Below are 22950 nucleotides of genomic sequence, written 5' to 3' on the forward strand. Positions count from 1 at the left end.
CACCGATTCACCGGTCACGGTGCGACCCGCTCGCCGCCGCCCGGGTCGCGGGCGTCGATCACGGGCACGGACGGCGCATACCGTGCCACCGCCGCGGCCAGGTCCTTCGCGCGGGCCGGCGACAACCGGACGCTGTGCTTCTGGATCCCTCCCGGCAACCACTCGGGAACCCCGTTCGGCCGCAGGTCCGCCGCCGACCAGGTGCGGCCGGCGGCCTCCCGCTGGAAGTTCCGGGCGCGGTCACCGGCGAGCACCACACCCACCTGCGGCGCCCATCCGGGAACACCGAGACGTCTGGTCCTGCGCCGCCACACCACGAGTCGATCGATCTCGGTCCAACGGACGCGCCTCCGGGAACGGTCCCGCAACACGATCCCGTCCCGGTCGCACACCAACGCGATCAGGCGCCGGAACCTGAAGATCACGAACACCAGCGGGTAACCGACGGCCGCCACTCCGGCGTACAACGGCACCGTCCACGCCCAGGTCTCCCTCTCCCAGACGGCGTACCGGTCTCGCACCATGACGTCGTCGCCACCGGCCGCGATCATCGCCAGCACCGTGACGCCCACGATCACGATCCCGGCGGCCGCCCACAGCCACGCCGACAGCGGGATGCGGTCTCTGATCACCACCCGGTCCGGCGTCCGGTTCACGGTTCGTTCCATCCGGCCAGTGTCGCCCCTTCCCGCGTCCGCCGCGATGACCCCGGTCACGCCGCACCTGGCTCGGGGAGGTCACCGTCACCGGCGGCGGGACACCCCGTCGGGTGCCCCGCCGCCGCGGGCGTTCACGGACGCAGAACGTAGCGGCCGCGTACGCCGCCCTTGGCGACCGCCCGGTGGGCGTCGGCGACCTGATCCAACGGCACGGCCGTGTGCACGCGTGCCGCGAGTTCGCCGGACGCGGTGCGGGCGAGGAGGTCGCTCAACCGGGCGGCGTCGGCGTGGACGTTGACGACGTGCACGGTGATGCCGCGTTCGGCCTCCGGTGCGGCGCCCGGCCGTACTCCCACGAGGGTGCCGCCGTCGCGCACCAGGTCCAACGCCTGCGGTAGTACGGCGGTGTCGGCCACGGCGTCCCAACCCGGTGCGGTGTCGGTGGTGAAGTCGGCTCCGGTACTTCGGACGAACTCCTCGTCGGTCGCCCGGGCCAGGCCGGTCACCCGCCAACCGCGGTCTGGCGCGAGCGCGGCCACGTACCCGCCGACGGCACCGGCCGCGCCGGTCACCAGCAGGCGGGCGCCGGTGGCGGGGGCGTCACCGAGCAGGTCGAGGATCTGCGCCGCGGTCAATCCGTTGGCGGGCACGGTGGACGCCTCGACCAGGTCGAGCCCGTCGGGGACGACGGCGAGGTCGGTGGCGGGTACGACGAGTTGTTCGGCGTAGGTGCCGAAGTCCCGGTCGAAGCCGCCGACCATTCCGGCGACACGGGTGCCCACCGCCAGGTCCACGCCGTCACCGACGGCGATGACGGTTCCGGCGAAGTCCCAGCCCAGACCGGTGTGGTGCGGTTGGTCGATCAGGCCCATCTGGTGGAAGAAGCCGCCGGCGACTCCCAGATCGACCGGGTTGACCGCCGCCGCGGCGACCCGGACGCGCACCTCGCCGGGTCCGGGCTCGGTCACCGGTACGTCGATGATCTCGATCGAATCGGGTCCGTTCGGGTTGCGAACGACGGCGGTGCGGAATGTGGACGTGCTCAAGGTTCGACTCCTGTCGGGGGTGTAATAGGTCGTCTCGCTCCACTATGCTGGCGGTACTTCCGATTGGGAAGTAGGCACCTGAAAGTGCGTAACCCATCCGGCGGTAGGAGGACCGGTCATGCCGACGACGACGGCGGCCCAGAAGCGGGCACAGGCGAAGGCGGAGTACGACGCGTTTCTGGCGGGTTGTCCCAGTCGCCAACTGCTCGACCGGATCTCCGACAAATGGGTCGCGTTGGTCCTGGCGGCGCTCGGCGGCAGCTGCCCGCACGGTCGGCAGCGGCCCGGTGACGGCCCGCAGGCGATGCGGTACTCCGAGCTGGCCCGGCAGCTGGCCGGGGTGAGCCAGAAGATGCTCACCCAGACGCTGCGGTCCCTTGAACGGGACGGGCTGGTGACGCGCACCGTCACCCCGACCGTCCCCGTCACGGTCAGCTATGAACTGACCGGACTCGGTCTGTCGCTGCAGCGCGTGATCGGCGGCGTCAAGAGTTGGGCCGAAGAGCACATGGGTGAGGTGCTGGCCAACCGCGAGGACTACGACACCCGGGGTTGACCGGGCCGGCGACCGTTCCCGCGCCGGTCGGTGGTTGCGGCGGTACCCACATTCCGCTTGGTCCCCGCCGCGTTGTGGGACCCGCCCGGGAACGGGTCGCCACAGGCGTGCACCGACCCCGTCGGCGCGGACCAGGCGCGACCCGGCGGGGACCAAGCGGACCGAGGTGGCGAGGCCGTGCGGGCCGGGCCGATCGGAATCAGGTCGCGGGGCCGGTCGGGGCGGGCCGGAGGGGTTGCCCGTTGAGTTCCACCGCCCGGTCGCCGTACGACCACCACAACCGGTCGTCGACCGTGAGGTACGCCCGGTGTCCGGCCACGTCGCCGCCCTCCCACAGCACCCGCGCCACGGCGCCGAGGTAGGTCGCCAGGTCCGGCCAGCCCCCGGTGAAGTCACCGCAGTCGTCGTGGACCGCCGTGCCCAGCCGGCCCTGACCGGCACCGGGGCGCATGTCGACGACTCCCAGGTCACCACCGGCGGACTCGGCCCACGGGATCCACAGTGAGTGCCACCAGGGTTCACGGCCGGCCTCCGGCGGTACGTCCTCGGCGAAGTCCGTCCATCGCCGCCACAGTCGGGCGATGTGAGCGGTCGGCACCGGGTCGGCCTCCGGCAACAGGTTCGCCCAGCCGGATATGCCGTCGTGGACGGCCAGGGACTCCCTGAGCTGTGCCGGGAAGGCGATGCCGACGGCCTCCTCGGCTGCTGCCACGTCCTCCGGTGACGCGGGAGGGTTGAGCATCGCGAGGCTTTCGGGCGCGTGGGTCGCGAGCCAGGTGTCGATGCGACGCCAGGAGTCGGCCACCGGGGACGGAAAACCGGGGTTCATGTGGACATCATGCGGCCACCGGTCCAGTCGCGGCGCCCACGGTGACGGTTTCCGAGGAGACGGGCGCCGCGCGGGCGACGGCGACGCGGTACCGGTCCCGGCTCCTCCGGCATATCAACGGAATCGGAAACCGTCGCGCGCGAGAAGGAGGAGCCGACACGATGACGGTGGCGGCGTACGGTGCCCCGCCGTTCTCGTGCCGGCCCGACGATCTGCCCGCCGAGATCGGTGAACCGTACGTCTTCCCTCATCTCGAACCGCAGCACCGGCAGTGGGAGACCCTGGAGTCGGCCTTGGACTGGTGTCGGGGCCTGTTCGCGGAGTTGGGCCTGATTCAGCCGCCGGTGGAGACGACCTGATCGGGAGGGGTCCCGGGGTTCCCGGAGCACAATTGAATCGTTCGGCGTAGGAGAGGAAACACCATGGCAGCCACCGACTTCGCACCGCAGATCCTCCCCGGTTGGGTACGCAGCCTGGCCGCGGGCGTGCCCCGGGCGCCGGAGGGCGCGAAGGATCTGCCGACCGCCCCCAGGGGCACGCTGTTCGCCCTCGGTGCCGGTGGTGGGTGGGCAGTCCCGCCGCGCCGCTTCGAACTGCTCTTCGGGCGCAAGGAGGACGACGTCCACATCCCGCTCGGGGTGGACGACCGGCAGATCAGCCGCCGCCAGGGCCGCCTCACCTGTCACGGTGAAGAGTGGACGGTCCGTAACGACGGCCGGTTGCCGATGGTGTTCCCGGGGAACTCGCTGCTGCTGAGCGGTCAGGAACGCGTGATCAGCGCGAGTTACACGCCGGTGTTCGTCGGGGATCCGGAGGACCGTGTCCACTCGCTGGAGATCCGGTTGATCGGTGGGAAACGGACCGGCCCCGACTGCGACACCGACGACGAGACCTCGGTGTCGACGGTCCACCGGTTGAGTGGTGTCGAACGGCTGGTGTTGACGTCCATGGCTCGCCGGTACCTGCTGGACCTGCCACGGCCACGGCCGCAGACCTGGCAGGACATCGCGAACGACCTGAACCGGTCGTCAGCGACCGATCGGGAATGGAACGACAGGTCGGTCGCCCGGGTGGTGGCGAAGGTCAGGGAGCGGCTCTCCACTCCGGGCTATCCCCGGCCGGTGGCGGGGCTGCTGCGGGACGATTCGATCGGTGAGCCGCTGGGCAACGCGCTCAACGACAATCTGGTGCGGGAGATGCTGCAGAGCGCCACGTTGACGCCGAACGACCTGCGGCTGCTCGAGGACTGAGCACGGGCCCGGCGACGGCCGCCCGGAAGCCGGGCGGCCGTACGCGGAGGTTCGCGGTTCAGCCGAACATTGGGGCGATGTAGCCGGTGCCGTCGCCGGCGACCTTCCAGAACTTACGCGCCCACTCCACCGCCTCCTCCTTCGTCTCCACGTCGATGATCCCGAAACCACCGATCAACTCCTTCGTCTCGGCGAACGGACCGTCCACGGTGGTGATATCGCCGCCCTCGGAGGTGATCCGGACCGCGTGCGAGCTGGGTAGACAACCACCGGCCGACACCAGGACACCGGCGGCGGCGACCTCGGCCATGTACCGGCCCATCTCCTCCATCAGTTCGGGGGTGGGGGGCGTGCCGGCCTCGGACTCCGCGCTGGCCTGGTGCCACATGATGTACTGCATCCGACTTCTCCTTCGAGTGTGTCCCGGTGTCTCTCACCGGACACCCACACGACGAACACCCGGCATCGGATTCGACACTCCGGCAGAAGAATCTTCGAAGTTTTTTCCGGTGGGGTGTTCGCGCGGTTCGGGCCGGTGTCACGCGGTTCGGCTCAGAGGTTTCGGTAGCAGATGAAGTAGTAGATCCGGTCGGTCTCCGGGTCCCACTCGCGGCCGACGGCGATGGCCGAGTCACGCCAGTAGTAGTGGTAGTCGAATCCCTCACCGCCGCACGCGAGCCACGCGGCGTCGTCGTGGTCGGGTTGGCTCGGGTTGGGATCCTCGGGATCGGTCACGATCTTGAACACGTACTCGTCGGCTTCGGGGGAGTCACAGGCGACGACGGTGTAGTCCTCGGCCTCCATGAGGCATTCGCCCTCCATCGGGTACCGCTCGACCTGTTCGTCACCGGTGACCGGCGGCGGTGCCGACTCATCCGGGGCCGCGGGGCTTTCGGAGGAGGCGGGATCGGTGGGGGTCTCCGCACCGGAGGCTCCGTCGGCGTCGCGGTCGGGCACGAAGAGGCCGGCCGTGAAGGCCACCACCACCGCGGCGACCATCGTCGCGATCATCCCGATCCGTCGCGGCGCCGAGACCGCCGTACGGCCACTCGACGCGACGGTGGGGGGAGTGTCGTCCGAGGCACCGAGCGCCGTGACGGTGGTGCCACGCGATGCCGGTACCGGCCCCACCCCGGACCGGCCGATCGCACGGTTCAGGTCTGAGGCGAGTGCTTCGCAGGTGTGGTAACGCGCGGCGGGGTCGAGGTGCATGGCCTTCGCCACCACCGTGTCCAGCGTCTCCGGCAGGTCGGGCCGGGACTCCGTGACACGGGGAGCCCCGCCGTCCCGTTGGGCCGCCTCGGCGGCGATGTCGTCCAGTTCGTCGAAGGGACGCCGTCCGGTCAGGCAGTGGTAGAGCACCGCGCCCAGCGAATAGACGTCGCCGGCCCGTTCGACGGCGGTGGCGGGGGTGAGCAGTCCGGCCGTCCGGGGCTCCGGTGCGGTCGTCTCACCGTTGAAGACCTCCATCGCGGTGTAGCGGCGGGTGCCGATGGTCTCGCCCACGGCGGTGAGGTCCTCGCCGGACCTGGTCTTGGCGACGCCGAAGTCACTCAGGTAGACGTGGCCGCCGGCCCCGAACAGGATGTTGCCGGGCTTGACGTCGCGGTGGAGGACGCCGTGATCGTGCGCGTGGTCGAGGGCCGCCGCGATCTGCCCGACGGTGTGAGCCGTCTCGGACAGGTCGAGCGGCCCGGCCTTCAACCGGGTGCGCAGGTCCGCCTCCGCCCTCGGCATGACGAAGTACAGTAGACGATCCTCTTCGGATGCGGCGGTGATGATGTACGCGATGTTGGGGTGTTCGAGGCCCGCCATCAACTGGATCTCACGCAGGAACCGTTTGCGGTATCCGGCGTGGGAGGCCAGGTAGTCGGCCATGATCTTGATCGCCACCTTGCGGTGGTGAAGCCTGGTGTCGACGGCCAGGTACACCCGGCTCATGTTGGTGGTGCTCACCGGTTCCTGATCCAACCGGTATCCCGGAAGCAGTCCGGTGAGTTCCGACCAGGGCAGGAAGGTCGACGACGTCGTGTCATCCATGGGCGTTCCCTTGAGGCTGAACCGGGCGAGCGTTCTACTCCTCAAGGCTGCCATACGAAGCACCCAGCGTGACGTCACGGTCGCCGCCGAGACACTCAGTCCATCAACCGGTCGAAGACACCCCGGACGTCGGCGTCGGAGTAGTCGGAGTCCACTTCGCTCGGCGGGTGGCCGATCCCGGTGAACGACTCGTAGTACAGGATCATGGGACACGGGTCGCCGATGTGCGCGGTGTACCGCGCGACCCGTTCGCCGGTCTTGAGTTCATAGGCCGTGACGGTGAACTTCGTGGCGTAGAACTTCACCGAGGTGACACCTACCGGGGACAGTTCCGCCTCGTAGAAGCACGTGTCCTGGTAGCGGCCGCGTTCCGGTCCGTCGACACACACGACCAGCTCGGTGTCGTCGACGTCGTCGGCGATCCAGGAGCCCGGGAAGTCGTACCCGCGCGGGTTGATGCCGAACCACTCCGCCGGGTGGGGGCCGTCGCCCCGGTAGGCGGGGGCGCCCCGGTACGCCGCCGGGGAGTCGCAGTAGTCGCCGGTGGTGAACAGGTCCTGCACCTCCTCACGCTGGATCGCGGTCTCCACGTCGTACAGCTCGTCTTCGGCGGCGCCGGCGCCCGAATGGTCGGGGAACTCCGTGAGCAACTGCGTGTAGGCGGCCTGTGCCGCGTCGAGGTCCTCGGCATCGGTGAGGTCGCGGGCGCACTCCAGCAGCGGCCCGGGAACGTCGTCGGCGGCTGCGGCGATCGGGCGGGCCAGTTCCGGTGCCGGCCAGTCCCGTTCGCGGATCCAGTCGTTGATGGTCCTCACGCGGCAACTCGCGTCCGACGTGGTGAGGTCGGCGAGGAACGTGGTCACGACCTCCTCGACCCGGTCGGACTCCCCGGGGGCGTCGTGAAGCGTCTCCCGCAACTGGTCGAACGCGACCTGGAGGTGCGGCGTCGGTGTCCGGGACCGCAGGGCGTGCCCGAGCAGGATCTCGGCGCGCCACGGGCCGGCGCCCGTCCATCGCGCGCCCGGATCGTCGAGGTAGTCCCGCAGCGTCGCCGCGGCGGCGAGCGGGTTCTGGCCGTCGGCGGACGACAGCAGCAGGCACGCCGCCAGGTCCCGGTCCGCGACGGCGGCGGCCTCGCCGGAACTGATGCGGTGCAGCGCGGTAAGTCCGTCCAATGCGGACGTCACGCTTTCGCAGTCGCCGTCGGTGTGAGCGCGTGCGGCGGCGTCCACAGTGGATCGGGTTTCGGCCTGGAGGCCGAGGACCATGGCCGACAGCAGGCACGCGACACCGGCGGTGAAGGCGCGGAGTCGCCGGGTCCGGTCCGGGTCGGTCAGGTCGGCCGTGCCGTGGACGGGCGTGTTCCTGGTGAGCCACCAGGCGTGCAGGACGTTGCCGATCCACCACGCGGCCAGGACGAACCGCCAGGCCGGTGTCGCCGGTTCGGCGTACATGAACGCCAGCACCCACAGCGTGACCGCGACCGACACCCCGGCCGACCGGAACCGTCTCAGGAGCAGGTACCCGATGCCGAGGAGGGTCGCGTTGCCGAGGACGACGGCCGTGGGGTCGGGCGGTGGTGGCGTGATGCGGATGGCCGGGTACACCTGGTGCTCCTTGACCGATGCGGGGCGTGGGCGGGTCGGGCCGGTCGTTCCGGGCACGTGACCGGTCGTCGGTTGCGGTTTCCGTCAGCACACCACGACGCTCGCGGGACCGGTCCCGCGAGCGAATCCACGTCCTGAGAGGACGGAGGATTTCCGGGAAAATTCTCACCGGGACGCCAAACGTTTTGCCTGCTACGTGACCTGCTGGAATCCCATGCCCCGACATCGACGGAAATCATTGCCTTGAGTACCTTTTCCAAACCCTCACACCGCTCTATCGTGAGTGCATGTGGCAGTGCCGGCAACCGGCGCGACCGTCACTCTCGGTTCGGTGGAAAGGAACTCACGTGCAGATCGACGAAGAACGCGTACACGGCACCGGCACCCGGATCCGTCGCGTCGGTGAGGACGCCCGGTCGTACCTCACCCGGATGGCGGGGCCGATGCGCGCGGCGACCCAGGGAAACGACGGCCTGTCGGCCGTCCACACCCTGCGACAGGTGCTGGAACGCCTGTACACCAACACCGAGGCCACCGCGGCGGCCTCGGTCACCAACGGCGACAACGTCATGACCGCCGCGTACAGCCACCGGGTCACCGACATCGCGCAGGCGCGGGCGTTCGCCGCCTTCGATCCCGCCGGTGTCGGTTGTGACGACGGGAGTCGATGACGATGGTCGACTTCGCGGGACTCCGCCAGGTGGTGGTGGATCCGCTGCTCGGATTCGCCGACAACGCGAGGAAACTCGCCACCGAGCTCGAACAGTTCGGCAGCGAGACGGACGGCCTCAAGCGGGCACTGTCCGGGATGTGGTCCGGCACGGACGCGGTCGCGGCGACGAACTCGCTGGCCCGCGACGCCGCCGAGTACCGGAAGAGCTCCGGCCAGTATGGACGCCTCGACGAGATCGTCTCGCAGCTCGCCCAGGCGCTCAAGGCGGCCAAGCAACTCCTGGAATCGGCGATCGGCATGGTGCCGTCGATACCCGGCATGATCGACGGCGGCGGGACCATCACCATCGACTACGGAAGGCTGGGGCCGAATCCGTCGCAGGCCGCGGTGGACGCCGCGGTCTCCCGGGCGCATCAGGTCCACGACCAGATCCGGCAGGCGCTGCAACAGGCGACCGACGCCGACCGGCGGGCGCAGTCGGCACTCGCCGGGCTCGTCGAGGCCGACGTGCCGATACCGCAGCCCCGGCCCGACACACTGCCCACCGGCGAGGACGCCCCGGTGCCGCAACCCCGGCCGGACACGCTCCCCACCGGTGAGGACGCCCCCGTGCCGCAGCCCCGGCCCGACGACCTCGGCGGTCAGACCGGTCAGGACGGCCAGGGCGACCAGGGCGACCAGGCCGCCGGCGGTGACGCGGGCGGCGGCGACGCCCCGCTCCAGCCGGTCGGCGGGCTCAACCAGGCGCAGATGAACAACGCCGCGACCATCATCGCGGTCGGCGAACGCCTGGGCATCAGCGAACGCGGCCAGGCCATCGCGCTCGCGACGGCGATGCAGGAGAGCAACTTCCGCAACCTCGCCAACACGAGACTGCCCGACTCCCTGAACGTGCCCAACGAAGGCACCGGCCGGGACCACGACTCGGTCGGTGTGTTCCAGCAACGGCCGAGCCAGGGCTGGGGAAGCATCGAGGAGTGCATGAACGTCGAGTACGCGGCGGAGGCGTTCTACACCGAGTTGCAGCGGGTGCGCGGCTGGGAGGACATGGAGCTCACCGAGGCGGCCCAGGCGGTCCAGCGTTCCGCGTACCCCGACGCCTACGCGCAGTGGGAGAACCTGGCGTACGACATCCTGGAGGCCGACGACTGACCCCGGTCGGCGACGGCCACCGCGGTCCCGACTCCGCCGGACGACGCCCGAGGGGGCATCCGGGCGTCGTCCGGCGGTCCACTGTGCTCTCTGCCCGTAGAGAATCTACGAGCTGATTGACGAATGTGAATTTATTCGCCATCATGTGCTCAGCATGAAACACCCACCCCACGAGAAAGAGGTTTTCATGTCCGGCAACCCCATCTCCCGGCGCCGCGCCCTGATGTTCGGCGCAGCGGGTCTGCTGGCCGCGCCGCTGGCCGCCGGTACCGCCCTCGCCGACCCGATCGGCACCAACGCGGTCAAGGTCTACCTCGACCCGGGCCACGGCGGCTCCGACCCCGGCGCCGTCGGAAACGGCCTGCAGGAGAAGAACCTGACGCTCGACATCGCGCTGCGGACCAGGACCCTCCTGGTCAACAACTGGGGTGTCACCGTGCGGATGTCCCGCACGAGCGACATCTACCGCAGCCTCAGCTACCGCAGCTCCGACGCCAACTCCTGGGGCGCCAGCCTGTTCGTCAGCATCCACATCAACGCCGGCGGCGGCACCGGCTTCGAGAGCTTCCGGTACACCTCCACCAGCTCCCGGACCGTCAACATCCACCGCGCCCTCCACCCCGCCGTCCTGTCCGGAATGCGTTCGGTCGCCTCGGTCACCGACCGCGGCCTCAAGACCGCCAACTTCCACGTCCTCCGCGAGACGAGCATGTCGGCGATCCTCACCGAGAACCTGTTCATCGACCGCGCCTCCGACGCGGCACTGCTCGCCCGCGCCGACTTCCGCGCCGCCATCGCCCGCGGCCACGCCCAGGGCATCGCCAACGCCCTCGGCCTGTGAGACCACGCCGGCGGCCACCGGCCAGGAGGTGGCCGCCGGCAACGGTCCGTGCAGCCGGTGCGTCGCATCGCCCGGCGACGGGCTCCGGCAGCGGACTCCCCGCCTGGCCGGTGATCGCGCGGTGCGGTGACACGGCCGCGGTACGGTGACACGGGGCCGACGTCCCCGGTTCCCTTCCCGCGCGACGCGAACCGCCCGGAGGCACGAACGGGCGGAATCGCGGGCACCTTCACACCCCACCCCTATCCGGGGGCAGGCCACCCACATCGCAAAGCATGACCGGGCGCACCGAGCGTCGTCAACCGGTTATTCAGCGTGGCTTCAGGTTCGGCGGGGGCCGGTGCGTCGCCGTGATTATTCGCGATGGCGAACGACCGGCGTCCGATCCGCCACGGGCCAGCCGGTCTCGCGGGTCACGGTGTCCCTCCTCGACCACGGCGCCCGGAGCAGTCCGCCGGGCGGCAGGATGCCCCGATGGACATCGCGTACCGGTGGCGGGCACCGCTCACCGACATTCAGGTCAACACGCTCCACGCCGCCGCCTTCGGCCACCGGGTGCTTCCGGCGCCGACCATGGCACGGCTGCACCGGCACAGTCTCGGCTGGGTCAGCGCCCACGACGGCGACAGCCTCGTCGGGTTCGTCAACGTCGCCTGGGACGGCCGCCGGCACGCTTTCCTGCTCGACACCTGCACCGCACCGGACAGACAGGGCGGCGGTATCGGGACCGCCCTGGTCGCGCATGCCGTGGACCGGTCGCGCGACGCCGGTTGCGAATGGCTGCACGTCGACTACGAGGAACACCTCACCGGGTTCTACCTCGGCGCGTGCGGGTTCCGTCCCACGGCCGCGGGGTTGATCAGGTTGACGTGACCGGTTCCCCCGTCTCGTCGCCGGGCGCCCGGACGGTGGCGGCCGGGATCTCACATGAGTCGCCGTCGCACGCCACGGCGTCCGGATCACCCAGCAGCGTGAACGGCGACGGCGCCGTCTCGTCCCGTTCGGCGGTCATGACGCGTCGCCCCGGGCCGCCGCCGCCTGCTCCAACGCCGCCGCGAACACCTGGGGTTCCTGTGCGCCGGACACACCGAACTTCTCGTCGATGACGAAGAACGGCACCCCGGAGATGCCGTAGGCGCGGGCCTGCGCGATGTCGGCGGCCACGTCGTCGCGGTGGGCGTCCTCGGCGAGGGCCGCGCGCACCAGTTCCGGATCCAGACCCACCTCGGCGGCCAGTGCGATCAGTTCGGAGTCGCGGCCGAGATGACGGCCCTCCTCGAAGTACGCCTTGAGGAACCGCTCCTTGAGTTCCGCCTGCCTGCCGTGCGCCTTGGCCAGGTGCAGCACCTGGTGCGCCCGGTACGTCTTGGTGTGGCGGAGCGCGTCGAAGTCGTAGTGCAGCCCGACGGAGGCCGCGATGTCGGTGACCTGCTGAAGCATGCCCTTCACCGCCGCCGCGGGCATGCCCTTGTGCTCGGCGAGGAAATCGACCTCGCTGCCGTCGAAGTCCACCGGGGTGTCGGGGGCCAGCTCGAACGAGTGGTACTCGACCTCGACGGCGGCGTCACCGCCGTTCGCCCGGTACCGTTCCACGCCGTCCTCGAAGCGTCGTTTGCCGATGTAACACCACGGGCAGGCGATGTCGGACCAGATGTCGACCTTCAACGGTGCGGTCATTGCGTCTCCTCGTTGTTCGCGGTTCGCGGCGAGCGGGGTGGCCGTCTCGGGACGTACGACGAGGCCGCCGTCACGCCGTCGCACGGCGGAGTCGCAGGATGCAACGGCCCGGGCAGGCGATCGATTCCCGGACGTGACCGGTTCCGCCGCTCACCGGGAGTCGGCATGCCAACCCGCGACCGCCGCGCGGGGTGTGGGCGCGGCGAACCACCACACGACGACGAAACCGACGACCAGGACGGTGGCGGGAAGCAGCAGCGACTCCCCCATCGCCAGCGAGAACGCGTCACGGACCGGCCCGGGCATGTCCGTCTCACCGCCGCCGGCGTCGGCGGTGTCCATCCCGGGAACGTGCACGGCGAGCCGGGCGTTCATCATCGCGGCGATGCCCGCACTACCCAGGACCGCGCCGAACTGCCGGGTGGTGTTGTAGACGCCGGAGCCGGCTCCCGCCAACGCCGGAGGCAGATTCCGGGTGGCCGACGTGGACAGCGGAGCCCACACTCCCGCGTTGCCGAATCCCAGCAGCGCCACCGGCAACAGCAGCGACCACACCGGGACGTCGGGGGACAGGATCGCGCCCAGCCAGACCAGTCCCGCGATCATGCAGGCGAAGCCGCCGGCGGCGAGGTACTTGGGGTTCATCCGGTCGACGAGCCTGCCGACCACCGGCGCGAGCACCCCGGAGATCACCGCCATCGGCGCCATCAGCAACGCCGCCTGGGTGGGACTGAAACCCCGCGCGAGTTGGGCGTAGAGCATCAACGGCAGCGCCATACCCGTCACCGCGAACCCCATGCCGTTGATGGCGACGTTGGCGAGGCTGAAGTTCCGGTCCGCGAACAGGCGCAGCGGGACCAGCGGCTCGCGGCGGTTCCAGCGCTGCCAGGCGACGAACACCGCCAGCACGACCAGGCCGGTGGCCACCAGACTCCACACCGAGACCGGGCCGACGATCGTCCCCCAGTCGAAGGTCTCACCCTCCTGGATACCGAACACCAGGCAGAACAGGCCGACGGCCGAGAGGATCACGCCCGGGACGTCGAAGCTGTGGACGTGGGTGGGCAGGACCGGGACGAGCCGGAACGCCAGCACCCAGCCCACGACGCCGACCGGGACGTTGATGAAGAAGATCCACTCCCACCCGAGGCCGTCGACGAGCAACCCGCCCACCACCGGCCCCACGAGGGTGGCGACACCGGCAACCGACCCCCACAGTCCCATCGCGGTACCGCGCCGGTCGGGTGGGAACGTCCGGGTGATCACGGCCATCGTCTGCGGCGTCATCATCGCCGCGCCCAGGCCCTGCACCACGCGGGCGACGATGAGGCTCTCCACGGTCCCCGCGAAGCCGCACCACGCCGAGGAGGCGGTGAACACCGCGAGGCCCGCGAGGTAGACGTTCTTGGGCCCGTACCGGTCGCCGAGGCGGCCGGTGATGAGCAACGGCACCGCGTAGGCGAGCAGGTAGGCGCTGGTGACCCAGACCGCCTCGGTGATGTCGGCTCCCAGGCCGGACATGATGGCGGGCATCGCGACCGACACGATCGTGGAGTCGACCAGGAGCATGAAGAACCCGATGACCAGTGACCACAACGCCGGCCATGGTCCGGTCCGCTCCGGCATCCGTGAAGCCTCCCGCCCCGCGACTCCGCCCGCCCGGCGTGAGGGCGGCCGGGCGCCCACCGAGGCTATCGGACCGGGGGGCCGCCGCCGGGCGGGTCGCCGATTCCGGGTGCCGGTCAGCCCCAGCCCAGCGCGTGCAGTCTCTCGTCGTCGATGCCGAAGTGGTGGGCGATCTCGTGTACGACGGTCACCGCGACCTCCTCGACCACCTGCTCCTCGGTGTCGCAGACGCGCAGGGTGGGCAGCCGGTAGACGGTGATCTTGTCGGGCAGCACGGCCCCGTAGTCCCAGCCCCGTTCGGTCAGGGCGTAGCCCTCGTAGAGTCCGAGGAGGTTCTGGTCGGGTCCCTCGGGCGCGTCCTCGACCACTATCACCACGTTGTCCATCATGGACAAGAGTGCTGCGGGCACCTCGTCCAGCGCCTCCGAGACCAGTTCCTCGAATCGCTCCGCCGACATCTCCACAGCCACGACCCGAAGGATATGACGTCGCCCTCCTCCACCGCTACGAGTAACCTTTCTCTTCGTGATCGACCTGCGAGTACTGCGAGAGAATCCCGACCTGATCCGGCGCAGCCAAGAACTGCGCGGCGAATCCACCCGGCTGGTTGACGATCTCGCCTCCGCCGACACCGCCCACCGCAACGCCCTGCAGCGCTACGAGTCGCTGCGCGCCGAACAGAAACAGTTCGGCAAGAAGGTGTCGGCGGCCTCCGGTGACGAGAAACAGCAGCTGCTCGCCCGCACCCGGGAACTCTCCGGAGCGGTCAAGGCCGCCGAGAACGCCGTCACCACCGCCGCCGAGGCGCTCCGCAACGCACAGTTCGCCATCCCCAACCTCGTCGAGGAAGGCGTCCGGCCCGGCGGCGAGGACGACTACACCGTCCTGCGCGAGGTCGGCGAGATCCGCACACCCGACCCGTGCCGCGACCACCTGGAACTCGGCGAACTACTCGGCGCCATCGACATGGAACGCGGCGCCAGGACCTCGGGAGCCCGGTTCGGCTACCTGACCGGCGTCGGCGCCCAGCTCCAACTCGGAATGCTGCAACTGGCCGTCCAGTACGCGCTGGAACACCGGTTCACCCCGATGATCCCGCCCGTCCTGGTACGGCCCGACGCCATGGCCGGCACCGGCTTCCTCGGCGCGCACGCCGAAGAGGTCTACTACATCGAACGCGACGACCTCTACCTCGTCGGCACCTCCGAGGTGCCGTTGGCGTCCTACCACTCCGGAGAGATCCTCGACCTGACCGAGCCGCGCCGCTACGCCGCCTGGTCCACCTGCTTCCGCCGCGAGGCGGGCAGCTACGGCAAGGACACCCGGGGCATCATCCGGGTCCACCAGTTCGACAAGGTGGAGATGTTCTCGTACTGCCGGCCCGAGGACGCCGCCGCCGAACACGAACGCCTCCTCGCCTTCGAGGAGGACATGCTCGGCAAGATGGAACTGCCGTACCGGGTCATCGACACCGCCGCCGGCGACCTGGGCTCCTCGGCCGCCCGCAAGTACGACTGCGAGGCGTGGCTGCCCAGCCAACAGCGGTACCTGGAGCTCACCTCCACGTCGAACTGCACCACCTTCCAAGCACGGCGGCTCGGCGTGCGGTACCGCGACGAGGACGGGAAACCCCGCACCGCCGCGACGCTGAACGGCACCCTGGCGACCACCCGGTGGCTCGTGGCGCTGCTGGAGAACCACCAGCGGCCCGACGGTTCGGTGTACGTGCCGAAGGCGTTGCAGCCGTTCGTCGGCCGTGAGGTCCTCGAACCGGTCGGCTGACCGGCCACACGCTTCAGGACCCGGCGGGTGTGAACAACTCGATCGCCCGCCGGGTCGAGGCGACCAGTTCCGGGTCGCCCTTCACCAACCGCAGCGCCAACGCCTCGTGCAGCACCGTGCCGGCCTCGCCGGTCTCGCCCGACTCCGCCAGGCACTTCCCGAGATGCTGCAGCGCGAAGTCCAGCAGCTCGGGGACCGAGGCACGCGCCAGTTCCACGGCACGCCGGTACTGCGGCAGTGCCGCCGCCGGGTCGCCGGCGTACCTCGTCACGTCCGCCCGGTTCACCATCACCGCGAGACGGCGGCGATCGGTGTCGGCCGCCTCGTAGGCGGCGTCCAGCAGCCCGGCCGCCGCCTCGTACTCGCCGGTCAGCAACCTGCCGAGACCGGCGGCGCGCAACTCCGCGAAGCCCTCCGGTTCACCGATCCGGGCCAGTTCGGCGTCGAGCGCCGCCCGGTCGGTGGGCACCATCCGCAACCGTTCGTCGTAGCCGATCAGGTGATACACCACGGCGTGAGCCTATGGGCCGCCCGGACACCGGGGACGGCGGGACCGCCGGGCGCCCTGAACGCCCCACCCCGACCGGGGGCAGACCACCCGGTCGGCTCGAAGCATGACAAACCGGCCGAAACCACGTCAACCGGTTATTCAGCGCGCCTTCAGGTTCACCGCGGGAGACGGCGCCCCGAGTCTTCAACCCTCGGCAACCATGAGTTGGCGCACACGCGGCGATCCCCGTCATCTCCACGCCGGTAATGTCGGAACATGAAGAAGCCCGGACTCGTCATCGTCGACCTCGACGGCACGGTGGTGGCACACGGCGCCGGAGACACCTCCCTCACCGCCGCGGCCGAGCCCAGCCCCGCCGTCATCGAAGCCCTCGCCGCCGTACAGGCCGCCGGCGTCCCCGTCGCCATCGCCACCGGCCGCGCCATCTGGGGCGCCCTCCGCACCGCCCGGTCACTGGGCCTGACCCGCGGCCTGATCTCCGCCGCGCACGGTGCCGTCACCTACGACCTCGCCGCCGGCGCCGTCGTCGACTCCCACATGATCGACCCCTCGCTGGCCGTGAAGAGCCTCGCCGCCGCCGACGTCCGCACCGCGTTCGCCGTGGAACTGGGCACGGTCGGTTGGCGGCACACCGCCGACTTCGCCCGCGACTTCCACAGTGACTGGGCCGACGTCGTCGACGTCGCGACACTGGCCGCCACCAGCACCCCGCGCCTCGCCGCCCGCCTCCCCGGCGGAAGCCGGTACGGCGCGGGCCTACGGTGCCCACTGGCCGGCAAACTCGCAAACGACGCCGCACTCGATCCCGGAATGTACTGTGTGGAGGTGGGCTTCAACGGCTGGATCGACATCGGACCGGCCGGAGTCACCAAGGCGACCGGCGCCGAGGCCATCGCCCGGCACCACGGGGTCTCGGCCGCCGACACCGTCGTCTTCGGCGACGCCGCCAACGACCTGCCGATGTTCGGCTGGGCCGGGCACGCCGTCGCGATGGGACAGGCGGTGGACGAGGTCAAGGCCGCCGCCCACGAGGTCGCACCCGCCGTCGGCGACGACGGCGTCGCCACGGTACTGCGGAGGTGGTTTCGATGAGTCCACTGCCCCGACTGGTCGCCACGGACCTGGACGGAACCCTGGTCCGCACCGACAACACGGTCTCGGAACGTTCACACCGGACACTCGCCCGGCTCGTGGAGCGCGGCGTCCACGTCGTGGGCATCACCGGTCGCGGCCCGCGACTGCTCCGCCTCTGCCGCGACGACATCCCCAGTGCCGGGCACCTCGTTCTGGCGCAGGGCGGCTACGTGTACCACTGCGACGGTCCCGACTCGGCGGTGCCGTTGCGAGAGACCGTCATGCCGGGCGACCGGGCCGCCGCGGTCGTGGAACTGCTGGAACGGCACGGCGGTGACCTGACCGTCATCGCCGAGTGCGACCCCGGGCACGAGGCGCCGCTCATCGGCGCGGTGATCCCGGACTGGCCGTGGCCGGTGCCGATCCTCGGCTGTGAACGGGAGGACATCTTCCGGGGCCCGGTCATCAAGACCTTCGTGCGCAGCATGACCGTGCCGGCCCTGGAGCTGTTGGAGATCGCGCGCTCGGTGGTGCCGGCCGATCTGGCGTCGGTCACCGAGGCCGGCATCGGTTTCGTCGAGATCTGTCCACCCGGGACCACCAAGGCCACCGGACTGGCCTACGTCGCCGACCGGCTCGGCGTCGACAGCCGCGACGTCATGGTCTTCGGCGACGCACTCAACGACCTGCCCATGTTCGAGTGGGCCGGGCGCGCCGTGGCGATGACCGGCGCGCACCCCGACGTCAAGGCCGCCGCGGACGAGGTCACCGGCTCCAACGACGAGGACGGCGTCGCCACCTACCTGGAACGGCTGCTCGCGACCGCGTGACCCGCTCGGTATGGCGTCGTCTTGACGGACGTCAGCCGGGCGTGACAGTCTGTGTGCCATGCCGGGCCGTCACGATCGACCACAGGGGATCACCGCACTGTGGGACGCCACGGCCGTCGCGGTCGTCGGCGCCTCCGACCGGCCGGGATCCATCGGGGGAACGGTCCTCGACCACCTCGCGCGCGCCGGGTACCGGGGGAACGTCTACCCCGTGCACCCCTCGGCGGCGACCGTGCGCGGCATACCGGCGCACCGCAAGGTCACCGACCTGCCGGAGACCGTGGACGTCGCGGTCCTCGTCATCCCCGCCGACGCGGTCGCCGACAGTCTCCTCGACTGCGCCGCCGCCGGGGTGTCCACCGTCGTGGTCACCTCCTCCGGCTTCGCCGACGCCGGACCGGCCGGTGCCCGCGCCGAGGCCGCGCTCGCCCGGACGGCCGCAGAACACGGCATGCGGATCCTCGGCCCCAACTGCATCGGCGCCGCCGACATCCACACCGGCCTGATCACCGGTTTCTCCCCCATGTTCCACGGATACGACCATTCGCGGCCCGGCGGCCTGGCGGTCGTCAGCCACTCCGGCGGCATCGGTTTCGGCATCGCCAGTCTCGCCGCCGAACGCGGCCTGCGGCCCGGCTGGATCGTCACCACCGGCAACGAGTGCGACATCACCGCCGGAGAGGTCATGGCGGCCCTCGCGGAACGACCCGACTGCACCGGCGTGGTCGCGTACCTGGAGTCGGTGCCCGACGAGGACCGGTTGGCAGCGCTCGCCGCGACCGGAGTGCCCGCCGCCGTGCTGCTCACCGGTCACTCCCGGGCAGGGGCCGCCGCGGCCGTCACCCGGCGGGGCCGCACCGGCGACGAGGACCCGGCCGTGTTCCACCGTCACGGCGTCACCGTCGCCGCCGACGTCCCCGCCCTGCTGGACCACGCCGCCGGATTCGCGATGCCCCCGATGACCGGGAACCGGGTCGCGGTCGTCACCACCTCGGGCGGGGCGGGCATCCTCGCCGCCGACGCGATCCACCGGTCCCGGTTGCGGCTGGCGGAACTGTCGGACACGACACGGGACCGGCTCCGCCGGACACTCCCGGGATTCGCGTCGGTGGACAACCCGCTGGACGTCACCGCGAGCGTCATCGGCCGGCCGGAACTGCTGGTGGAGAGCCTTCGCGCCCTCGTCGACGACGACGGCTGCGACGCGGTACTGGTGTCGCTGTGCGTCCTGGCGGCCGGGCAGGCCGACGCCGCGGCGGACGTCATCATCGCCGTCGCCGGGTCCGGTAAACCGGTCGCGGTGTCCCGCACCGGTGCCGATTCGTTGTCGCCGCGGCTGCGTCCCCGGCTGGCCGACGCGGGCATCGGCGTGTACGCCACACCGGACGCGGCGGTGGCCGTGCTGGACGCCGCCCGCACCGACCGTTGGGGGACGACATGGACGTGACGACCCTGTTCGACCGCGCCGCCGTCCGGTTCCGCGACCGTGTCGCCCTGGAGGGGCCGCAGGGCACCCAGACGTTCGCCGAGCTGGCGTCGCGGGTGGCGCGGCTGGCCGGGGTGTTGCGGGACATGGGCCTGCGTCCGGGTGACCGGGTGCTGGACCTGCAACCCAACCAGAACAGCGTCGTCGAGGCCGACCTGGCGTGCATGCGCGCCGGGCTGGTCCGGGTCGCGTTGAACTACCGGCTGCACACCGACGACTGGGACCGGATCGCCGCCGACTGCGAACCCGCAGGGCTGCTGTGCGACGCCTCGCTGGCCACCCGGGCGGCGGGCCTGTACGACCGGCTGCCCGCCAACCTCACGATCGGCGGCGACCACCTGGAACGGCTCGAACGCGCCGACCCGTTGACCCTCCCGGTGTACTCCGACCTGGTGTCACTGAACTACACGTCCGGAACGACGGGGACCCCCAAGGGGGTGCGCCGCCACCACCGGCACCGGCTCACCTCGATGACGAACATGACGCTCGACGTGTTGGGAGGACTGCCCGGCCCCGGCGACACGTACCTGCACGCCGGGCCGATCAGTCACACGTCCGGCCTGTTCGTGCTGCCGTTCCTGACGGCGGGCGCCCGGCAGATCATCCACACCGGCTTCGACACCGACGCGGTACTCGACGCCTTCACGCACCGGGGTGTCACCCACACCGCGCTGGTGCCGACGATGATCGCGCGACTGCTCGGCTCCCCCGACCTGGAGTTCCAGCCGGGACTGAAGATGTTGGCGTACGCGGGCGCCCCGATGTCGGCCGCGCACATCCGGGGCGCCCGCGAACGGATCACCGGGGCGCTGGTGCAGTACTACGGGCTGGTGGAGGCGATCCCGCCCGTCACGGTGCTGACCCCCGAGGACCACGCCGACGCCGTCGACGGCCGCCCCGAACTGCTGGCCTCGGCGGGCCGGGCGGCCCGGCTCGTGGACCTCGCCGTCGTCGACGAACACGGCGTGCCGGTCCCCGCGGGCGAGACCGGTGAGGTCGTCACGTGGGGACCGCACGTCATGCCCGGTTACTGGCGCGGCGAGTCCGACGCCAAGGCGTTGCGGGACGGACGGCTGGCGACCGGTGACCTCGGCAGGATCGGCCCCGACGGGCACCTGTGGCTCGTCGACCGGAAGGCCGACATGATCCTCACCGGCGGATACAACGTGTACCCGCGGGAGGTCGAGACACTGCTCGCGGGAGTACCCGGCGTCGACCAGGTCGCGGTGTACGGCGCCGAAGACCCCGAATGGGGGCAGCGGGTGACCGCCGCCTACACCGGGTCGGCGACGGAGGCCGAACTGCGGGCGCGTTGCGAGGCCGCCCTGGCCGGTTTCAAACGACCGAAGTCGTATCGCCGGCTCACCCGGTTCCCGCTCAACGCCACCGGCAAGATCGACAAGAAGGCGCTGGCCCGCGATGACCACTGAAGAACCCGGAAGGTTCCCGTACACGCGCGGCATCACCGCCGAGCCGCAGCCGTGGATCATGGGCCAGTACGCCGGGTTCGGGACCGCCGCCGACACCGGGGCCAGGTTCCGGGAACTCCTCGACGCCGGGCAGACCGGCTTCTCCGTGGCGCTCGACCTGCCCACCCAACTCGGCCTCGACTCCGACGACCCCCGCGCCGCCGGGGAGGTCGGGCGGGTCGGCGTCGCCGTCGACTCCCTCGCCGACTTCGAGACCCTGTTCGACGGGATCGACCTGTCCCGGGTCAGTCAGATCCGCACGACCGCGAACTCGATCGGTTTCGTGTGGGCGGCGATGTGCCTGGCGTTGGCGGAGGAACGCGGCATCGACCCGGGGGCGTTCGGCGTGTTCATCCAGAACGACGTCCTCAAGGAGTACTTCGCGCGCGGCACCCAGATCCTGCCCGTCCGGGCGGGTCTGCGCCTGGCGGTGGACACCATGGAGTACCTGTCCACGCACGCGCCCGGCTGGGTGCCGTTGGCGATGTCGGGCTACCACATCGCCGAAGCCGGCGGCGACGCCGCGACCGAGGTCGGCTACACCTTCGCCAACGCGATCGCGTACCTGGACGAACTCACCGGGCGTGGCATCCCGGTCGACCGGGTGGCCCCGTCGCTGTACACGTTCCTGTCCGTCGGCATGGACGTGCTCGGGGAGGTCGCGAAACTGCGGGCCGCCCGCCGCGTCTGGGCGGAGCTGGTGACCGAACGGTACGGCGCGACCGATCCCGCCAGTGCCCGGTTGCGCATCTTCGCGTTCACGGCCGGGTCGTCGCTCACCGCGCAACAGCCGCTGAACAACCTGGCCCGCACCGCGTTGGAGGCGTTCGCGGCGGCCTGCGGCGGCGTCCAGACCCTCCACGTGTGCGCCTACGACGAGGCGCTGGGCGTGCCGACGGCGGAGGCGGCGACACTCGCGTTGCGCACCCAGCAGATCGTCGCGCACGAGACCGGGGTCGCCGGGGTCGCCGACCCGCTCGGCGGGTCGTACGAGGTCGAGACGCGCACCGACCGGTGCGCCGAGGCCGTCCGCGCCGTCATGGCCGACATCGAGGACCGGGGCGGCGCGGTCGCCGCCATCGAGGCCGGGTACCAGCAGGAGCGACTCGCCGAAGCCGCCTACCGGCAGGCCCGGGCGGTCGAGACCGGGGACCGGGTCGTCGTCGGGGTGAACCGTTGGCAGACCCCGCCCGAGGAGTTGTCGGTGTTCCGGGTCGACCCGGCGGTCGAGTCGGCGCAGTGCGCGTCGCTGCGGCGGTTGCGCGACGAACGCGACGACACCGCCGTGGCGGCGGCGCTCAACGCCCTCACCGAGGCTGCGGAGAAGGGCGACAACATCGTCCCGGCGTGTCGGCGCGCCGTGCGGTGCCACGCCACGGTCGGGGAGATCATGTCCCGGCTCACCTCGGTGTTCGGGGCGTGGCGGCCGGGGTGACGTTCCACGTGGAACATCACCGCGGCGGCTCCGGCGGGTAGCCGCCCCCACCGTCCGACGCGTCCTCCGCGGCGCGTTCGTACCGGTTGCAGGGCCGCCGGCGGAGCCACACGTCCCAGCACTCCGCCGCCACGTACATGAGACCGAAGGCCCAGCCGTGGCGTCGCCACTGGGCGTCGCGATGATGCCGTTCGTGCGCCAGCAACGCGCGTCCCGGGGCCGCCGCGTCCCCGGCGGTCACGAAGCAGTCGCCCCACTGGGTGCCGCCCCGGCCGTACCAGCGGATCCGTCCGCAGCGACACACCCGCATGTCGGTGACGTCCTCGCATCGTCCACCGGTCGCCACGACCAGCCTCTCGGCCAGCGCGCCCAACGTCCGGGACTGCCATTCGGCGAATCGCGACATG

25 protein-coding genes are annotated in these 22950 nt (G+C 70.9%); 13 read left to right on the top strand and 12 right to left on the bottom strand.

Translation table 11 applies throughout. The features are described 5' to 3' along the window. Positions 1 to 14: 14 nt before the first annotated feature. Both LX16_RS10850 and LX16_RS10855 read right to left on the bottom strand, forming a co-directional pair. Positions 15 to 668, bottom strand: a complete 654-nt coding sequence (locus tag LX16_RS10850; RefSeq protein WP_147137579.1) for a hypothetical protein — start codon at positions 666 to 668, stop codon at positions 15 to 17. 122 nt (positions 669 to 790) lie between these two features. Beyond that, positions 791 to 1705: an NADP-dependent oxidoreductase gene (locus LX16_RS10855; protein WP_147137584.1), complete on the bottom strand. Its 915-nt coding sequence runs from the start codon at positions 1703 to 1705 to the stop codon at positions 791 to 793. Positions 1706 to 1823: 118 nt separating this feature from the next. Between LX16_RS10855 and LX16_RS10860 the strand changes: the two genes are divergently transcribed. Beyond that, a complete protein-coding gene (locus tag LX16_RS10860) occupies positions 1824 to 2261 on the top strand; it encodes a winged helix-turn-helix transcriptional regulator (protein WP_147137588.1) in 438 nt (145 codons plus the stop codon). Positions 2262 to 2460: 199 nt separating this feature from the next. Here the strand turns inward: LX16_RS10860 and LX16_RS10865 are convergent, their stop codons facing one another. After that, on the bottom strand, positions 2461 to 3090 hold the full coding sequence (locus LX16_RS10865) for an SMI1/KNR4 family protein (RefSeq protein WP_147137591.1): 630 nt from the start codon (positions 3088 to 3090) through the stop codon (positions 2461 to 2463). Positions 3091 to 3251: 161 nt separating this feature from the next. Between LX16_RS10865 and LX16_RS10870 the strand changes: the two genes are divergently transcribed. Then, positions 3252 to 3449, top strand: coding sequence for a hypothetical protein (locus LX16_RS10870; protein WP_147137594.1), 198 nt, complete (start codon positions 3252 to 3254; stop codon positions 3447 to 3449). Positions 3450 to 3512: 63 nt separating this feature from the next. Continuing rightward, positions 3513 to 4340 (top strand): FHA domain-containing protein, encoded by an 828-nt coding sequence (locus LX16_RS10875; RefSeq protein WP_147137597.1) that lies wholly within the window; start codon positions 3513 to 3515, stop codon positions 4338 to 4340. Between the two features lie 58 nt (positions 4341 to 4398). Here LX16_RS10875 and LX16_RS10880 read toward each other — a convergent pair whose 3' ends face one another. The 3 genes from LX16_RS10880 to LX16_RS10890 form a co-directional block, all read right to left on the bottom strand. After that, positions 4399 to 4740 (bottom strand): YciI family protein, encoded by a 342-nt coding sequence (locus LX16_RS10880; RefSeq protein ID WP_147137600.1) that lies wholly within the window; start codon positions 4738 to 4740, stop codon positions 4399 to 4401. A gap of 152 nt (positions 4741 to 4892) precedes the next feature. Continuing rightward, the gene (locus LX16_RS10885; protein ID WP_158645559.1) at positions 4893 to 6380 is read right to left on the bottom strand and encodes a serine/threonine protein kinase; all 1488 of its coding nucleotides are present in this window, start codon (positions 6378 to 6380) and stop codon (positions 4893 to 4895) included. A gap of 95 nt (positions 6381 to 6475) precedes the next feature. Beyond that, a complete protein-coding gene (locus tag LX16_RS10890) occupies positions 6476 to 7987 on the bottom strand; it encodes a hypothetical protein (RefSeq protein WP_147137606.1) in 1512 nt (503 codons plus the stop codon). A 347-nt stretch (positions 7988 to 8334) separates the two neighbouring features. On the opposite strand from LX16_RS10890, the gene LX16_RS10895 reads away from it, so the two are divergent. From LX16_RS10895 to LX16_RS10910, 4 genes are all read left to right on the top strand, one after another. Further along, entirely contained in the window at positions 8335 to 8658 is a 324-nt protein-coding gene (locus LX16_RS10895; RefSeq protein ID WP_147137609.1) for a hypothetical protein, read from the top strand. Then, complete coding sequence (locus LX16_RS10900; RefSeq protein WP_147137612.1) at positions 8655 to 9812, top strand: hypothetical protein; 1158 nt, start codon at positions 8655 to 8657, stop codon at positions 9810 to 9812. The genes LX16_RS10895 and LX16_RS10900 overlap by 4 nt, the downstream gene beginning before the upstream one ends. 187 nt (positions 9813 to 9999) lie before the next feature. Further along, on the top strand, positions 10000 to 10653 hold the full coding sequence (locus tag LX16_RS10905) for an N-acetylmuramoyl-L-alanine amidase (RefSeq protein ID WP_147137614.1): 654 nt from the start codon (positions 10000 to 10002) through the stop codon (positions 10651 to 10653). A gap of 474 nt (positions 10654 to 11127) precedes the next feature. Beyond that, entirely contained in the window at positions 11128 to 11526 is a 399-nt protein-coding gene (locus LX16_RS10910; protein WP_147137616.1) for a GNAT family N-acetyltransferase, read from the top strand. Here LX16_RS10910 and LX16_RS26570 read toward each other — a convergent pair. The 4 genes from LX16_RS26570 to LX16_RS10925 form a co-directional block, all read right to left on the bottom strand. After that, on the bottom strand, positions 11513 to 11665 hold the full coding sequence (locus LX16_RS26570; RefSeq protein ID WP_158645560.1) for a hypothetical protein: 153 nt from the start codon (positions 11663 to 11665) through the stop codon (positions 11513 to 11515). The genes LX16_RS10910 and LX16_RS26570 overlap by 14 nt on opposite strands. Continuing rightward, a complete protein-coding gene (locus tag LX16_RS10915) occupies positions 11662 to 12330 on the bottom strand; it encodes a DsbA family oxidoreductase (protein WP_147137619.1) in 669 nt (222 codons plus the stop codon). The genes LX16_RS26570 and LX16_RS10915 overlap by 4 nt, the downstream gene beginning before the upstream one ends. Before the next feature lie 150 nt (positions 12331 to 12480). Then, complete coding sequence (locus tag LX16_RS10920) at positions 12481 to 13956, bottom strand: DHA2 family efflux MFS transporter permease subunit (RefSeq protein WP_147137622.1); 1476 nt, start codon at positions 13954 to 13956, stop codon at positions 12481 to 12483. A 116-nt stretch (positions 13957 to 14072) separates the two neighbouring features. Beyond that, entirely contained in the window at positions 14073 to 14420 is a 348-nt protein-coding gene (locus tag LX16_RS10925; protein WP_345740767.1) for a metallopeptidase family protein, read from the bottom strand. A 61-nt stretch (positions 14421 to 14481) separates the two neighbouring features. Between LX16_RS10925 and serS the strand changes: the two genes are divergently transcribed. Next, the gene (serS, locus tag LX16_RS10930) at positions 14482 to 15738 is read left to right on the top strand and encodes a serine--tRNA ligase (RefSeq protein WP_147137629.1); all 1257 of its coding nucleotides are present in this window, start codon (positions 14482 to 14484) and stop codon (positions 15736 to 15738) included. Between the two features lie 13 nt (positions 15739 to 15751). On the opposite strand, the gene LX16_RS10935 is transcribed toward serS, so the two are convergent. Next, positions 15752 to 16249, bottom strand: a complete 498-nt coding sequence (locus LX16_RS10935) for a hypothetical protein (RefSeq protein ID WP_147137632.1) — start codon at positions 16247 to 16249, stop codon at positions 15752 to 15754. A gap of 255 nt (positions 16250 to 16504) precedes the next feature. On the opposite strand from LX16_RS10935, the gene LX16_RS10940 reads away from it, so the two are divergent. From LX16_RS10940 to LX16_RS10960, 5 genes are read left to right on the top strand one after another with little or no spacing between them, the layout of a single operon-like run. Next, positions 16505 to 17341, top strand: coding sequence for an HAD family hydrolase (locus LX16_RS10940; RefSeq protein WP_147137635.1), 837 nt, complete (start codon positions 16505 to 16507; stop codon positions 17339 to 17341). Continuing rightward, the gene (locus LX16_RS10945) at positions 17338 to 18153 is read left to right on the top strand and encodes an HAD family hydrolase (protein ID WP_147137638.1); all 816 of its coding nucleotides are present in this window, start codon (positions 17338 to 17340) and stop codon (positions 18151 to 18153) included. Before LX16_RS10940 ends, LX16_RS10945 begins: the two co-directional genes overlap by 4 nt. A gap of 58 nt (positions 18154 to 18211) precedes the next feature. Further along, positions 18212 to 19600 carry a CoA-binding protein gene (locus tag LX16_RS10950; protein WP_147137641.1) on the top strand — a complete coding sequence of 463 codons (1389 nt, stop codon included), beginning with the start codon at positions 18212 to 18214 and terminating at the stop codon, positions 19598 to 19600. Further along, positions 19591 to 21069 (top strand): class I adenylate-forming enzyme family protein, encoded by a 1479-nt coding sequence (locus tag LX16_RS10955; RefSeq protein WP_147137644.1) that lies wholly within the window; start codon positions 19591 to 19593, stop codon positions 21067 to 21069. Before LX16_RS10950 ends, LX16_RS10955 begins: the two co-directional genes overlap by 10 nt. Next, positions 21059 to 22543, top strand: coding sequence for an acyl-CoA mutase large subunit family protein (locus LX16_RS10960; protein WP_147137647.1), 1485 nt, complete (start codon positions 21059 to 21061; stop codon positions 22541 to 22543). Before LX16_RS10955 ends, LX16_RS10960 begins: the two co-directional genes overlap by 11 nt. Before the next feature lie 16 nt (positions 22544 to 22559). On the opposite strand, the gene LX16_RS10965 is transcribed toward LX16_RS10960, so the two are convergent. Beyond that, a complete protein-coding gene (locus LX16_RS10965) occupies positions 22560 to 22949 on the bottom strand; it encodes a hypothetical protein (RefSeq protein WP_147137650.1) in 390 nt (129 codons plus the stop codon). Between the last annotated feature and the right edge of the window lies 1 nt (position 22950).

Origin of the sequence: Stackebrandtia albiflava (assembly GCF_007994225.1) — a bacterium.
In the GTDB taxonomy this organism is placed as follows: Bacteria; Actinomycetota; Actinomycetes; order Mycobacteriales; family Micromonosporaceae; genus Stackebrandtia; species Stackebrandtia albiflava.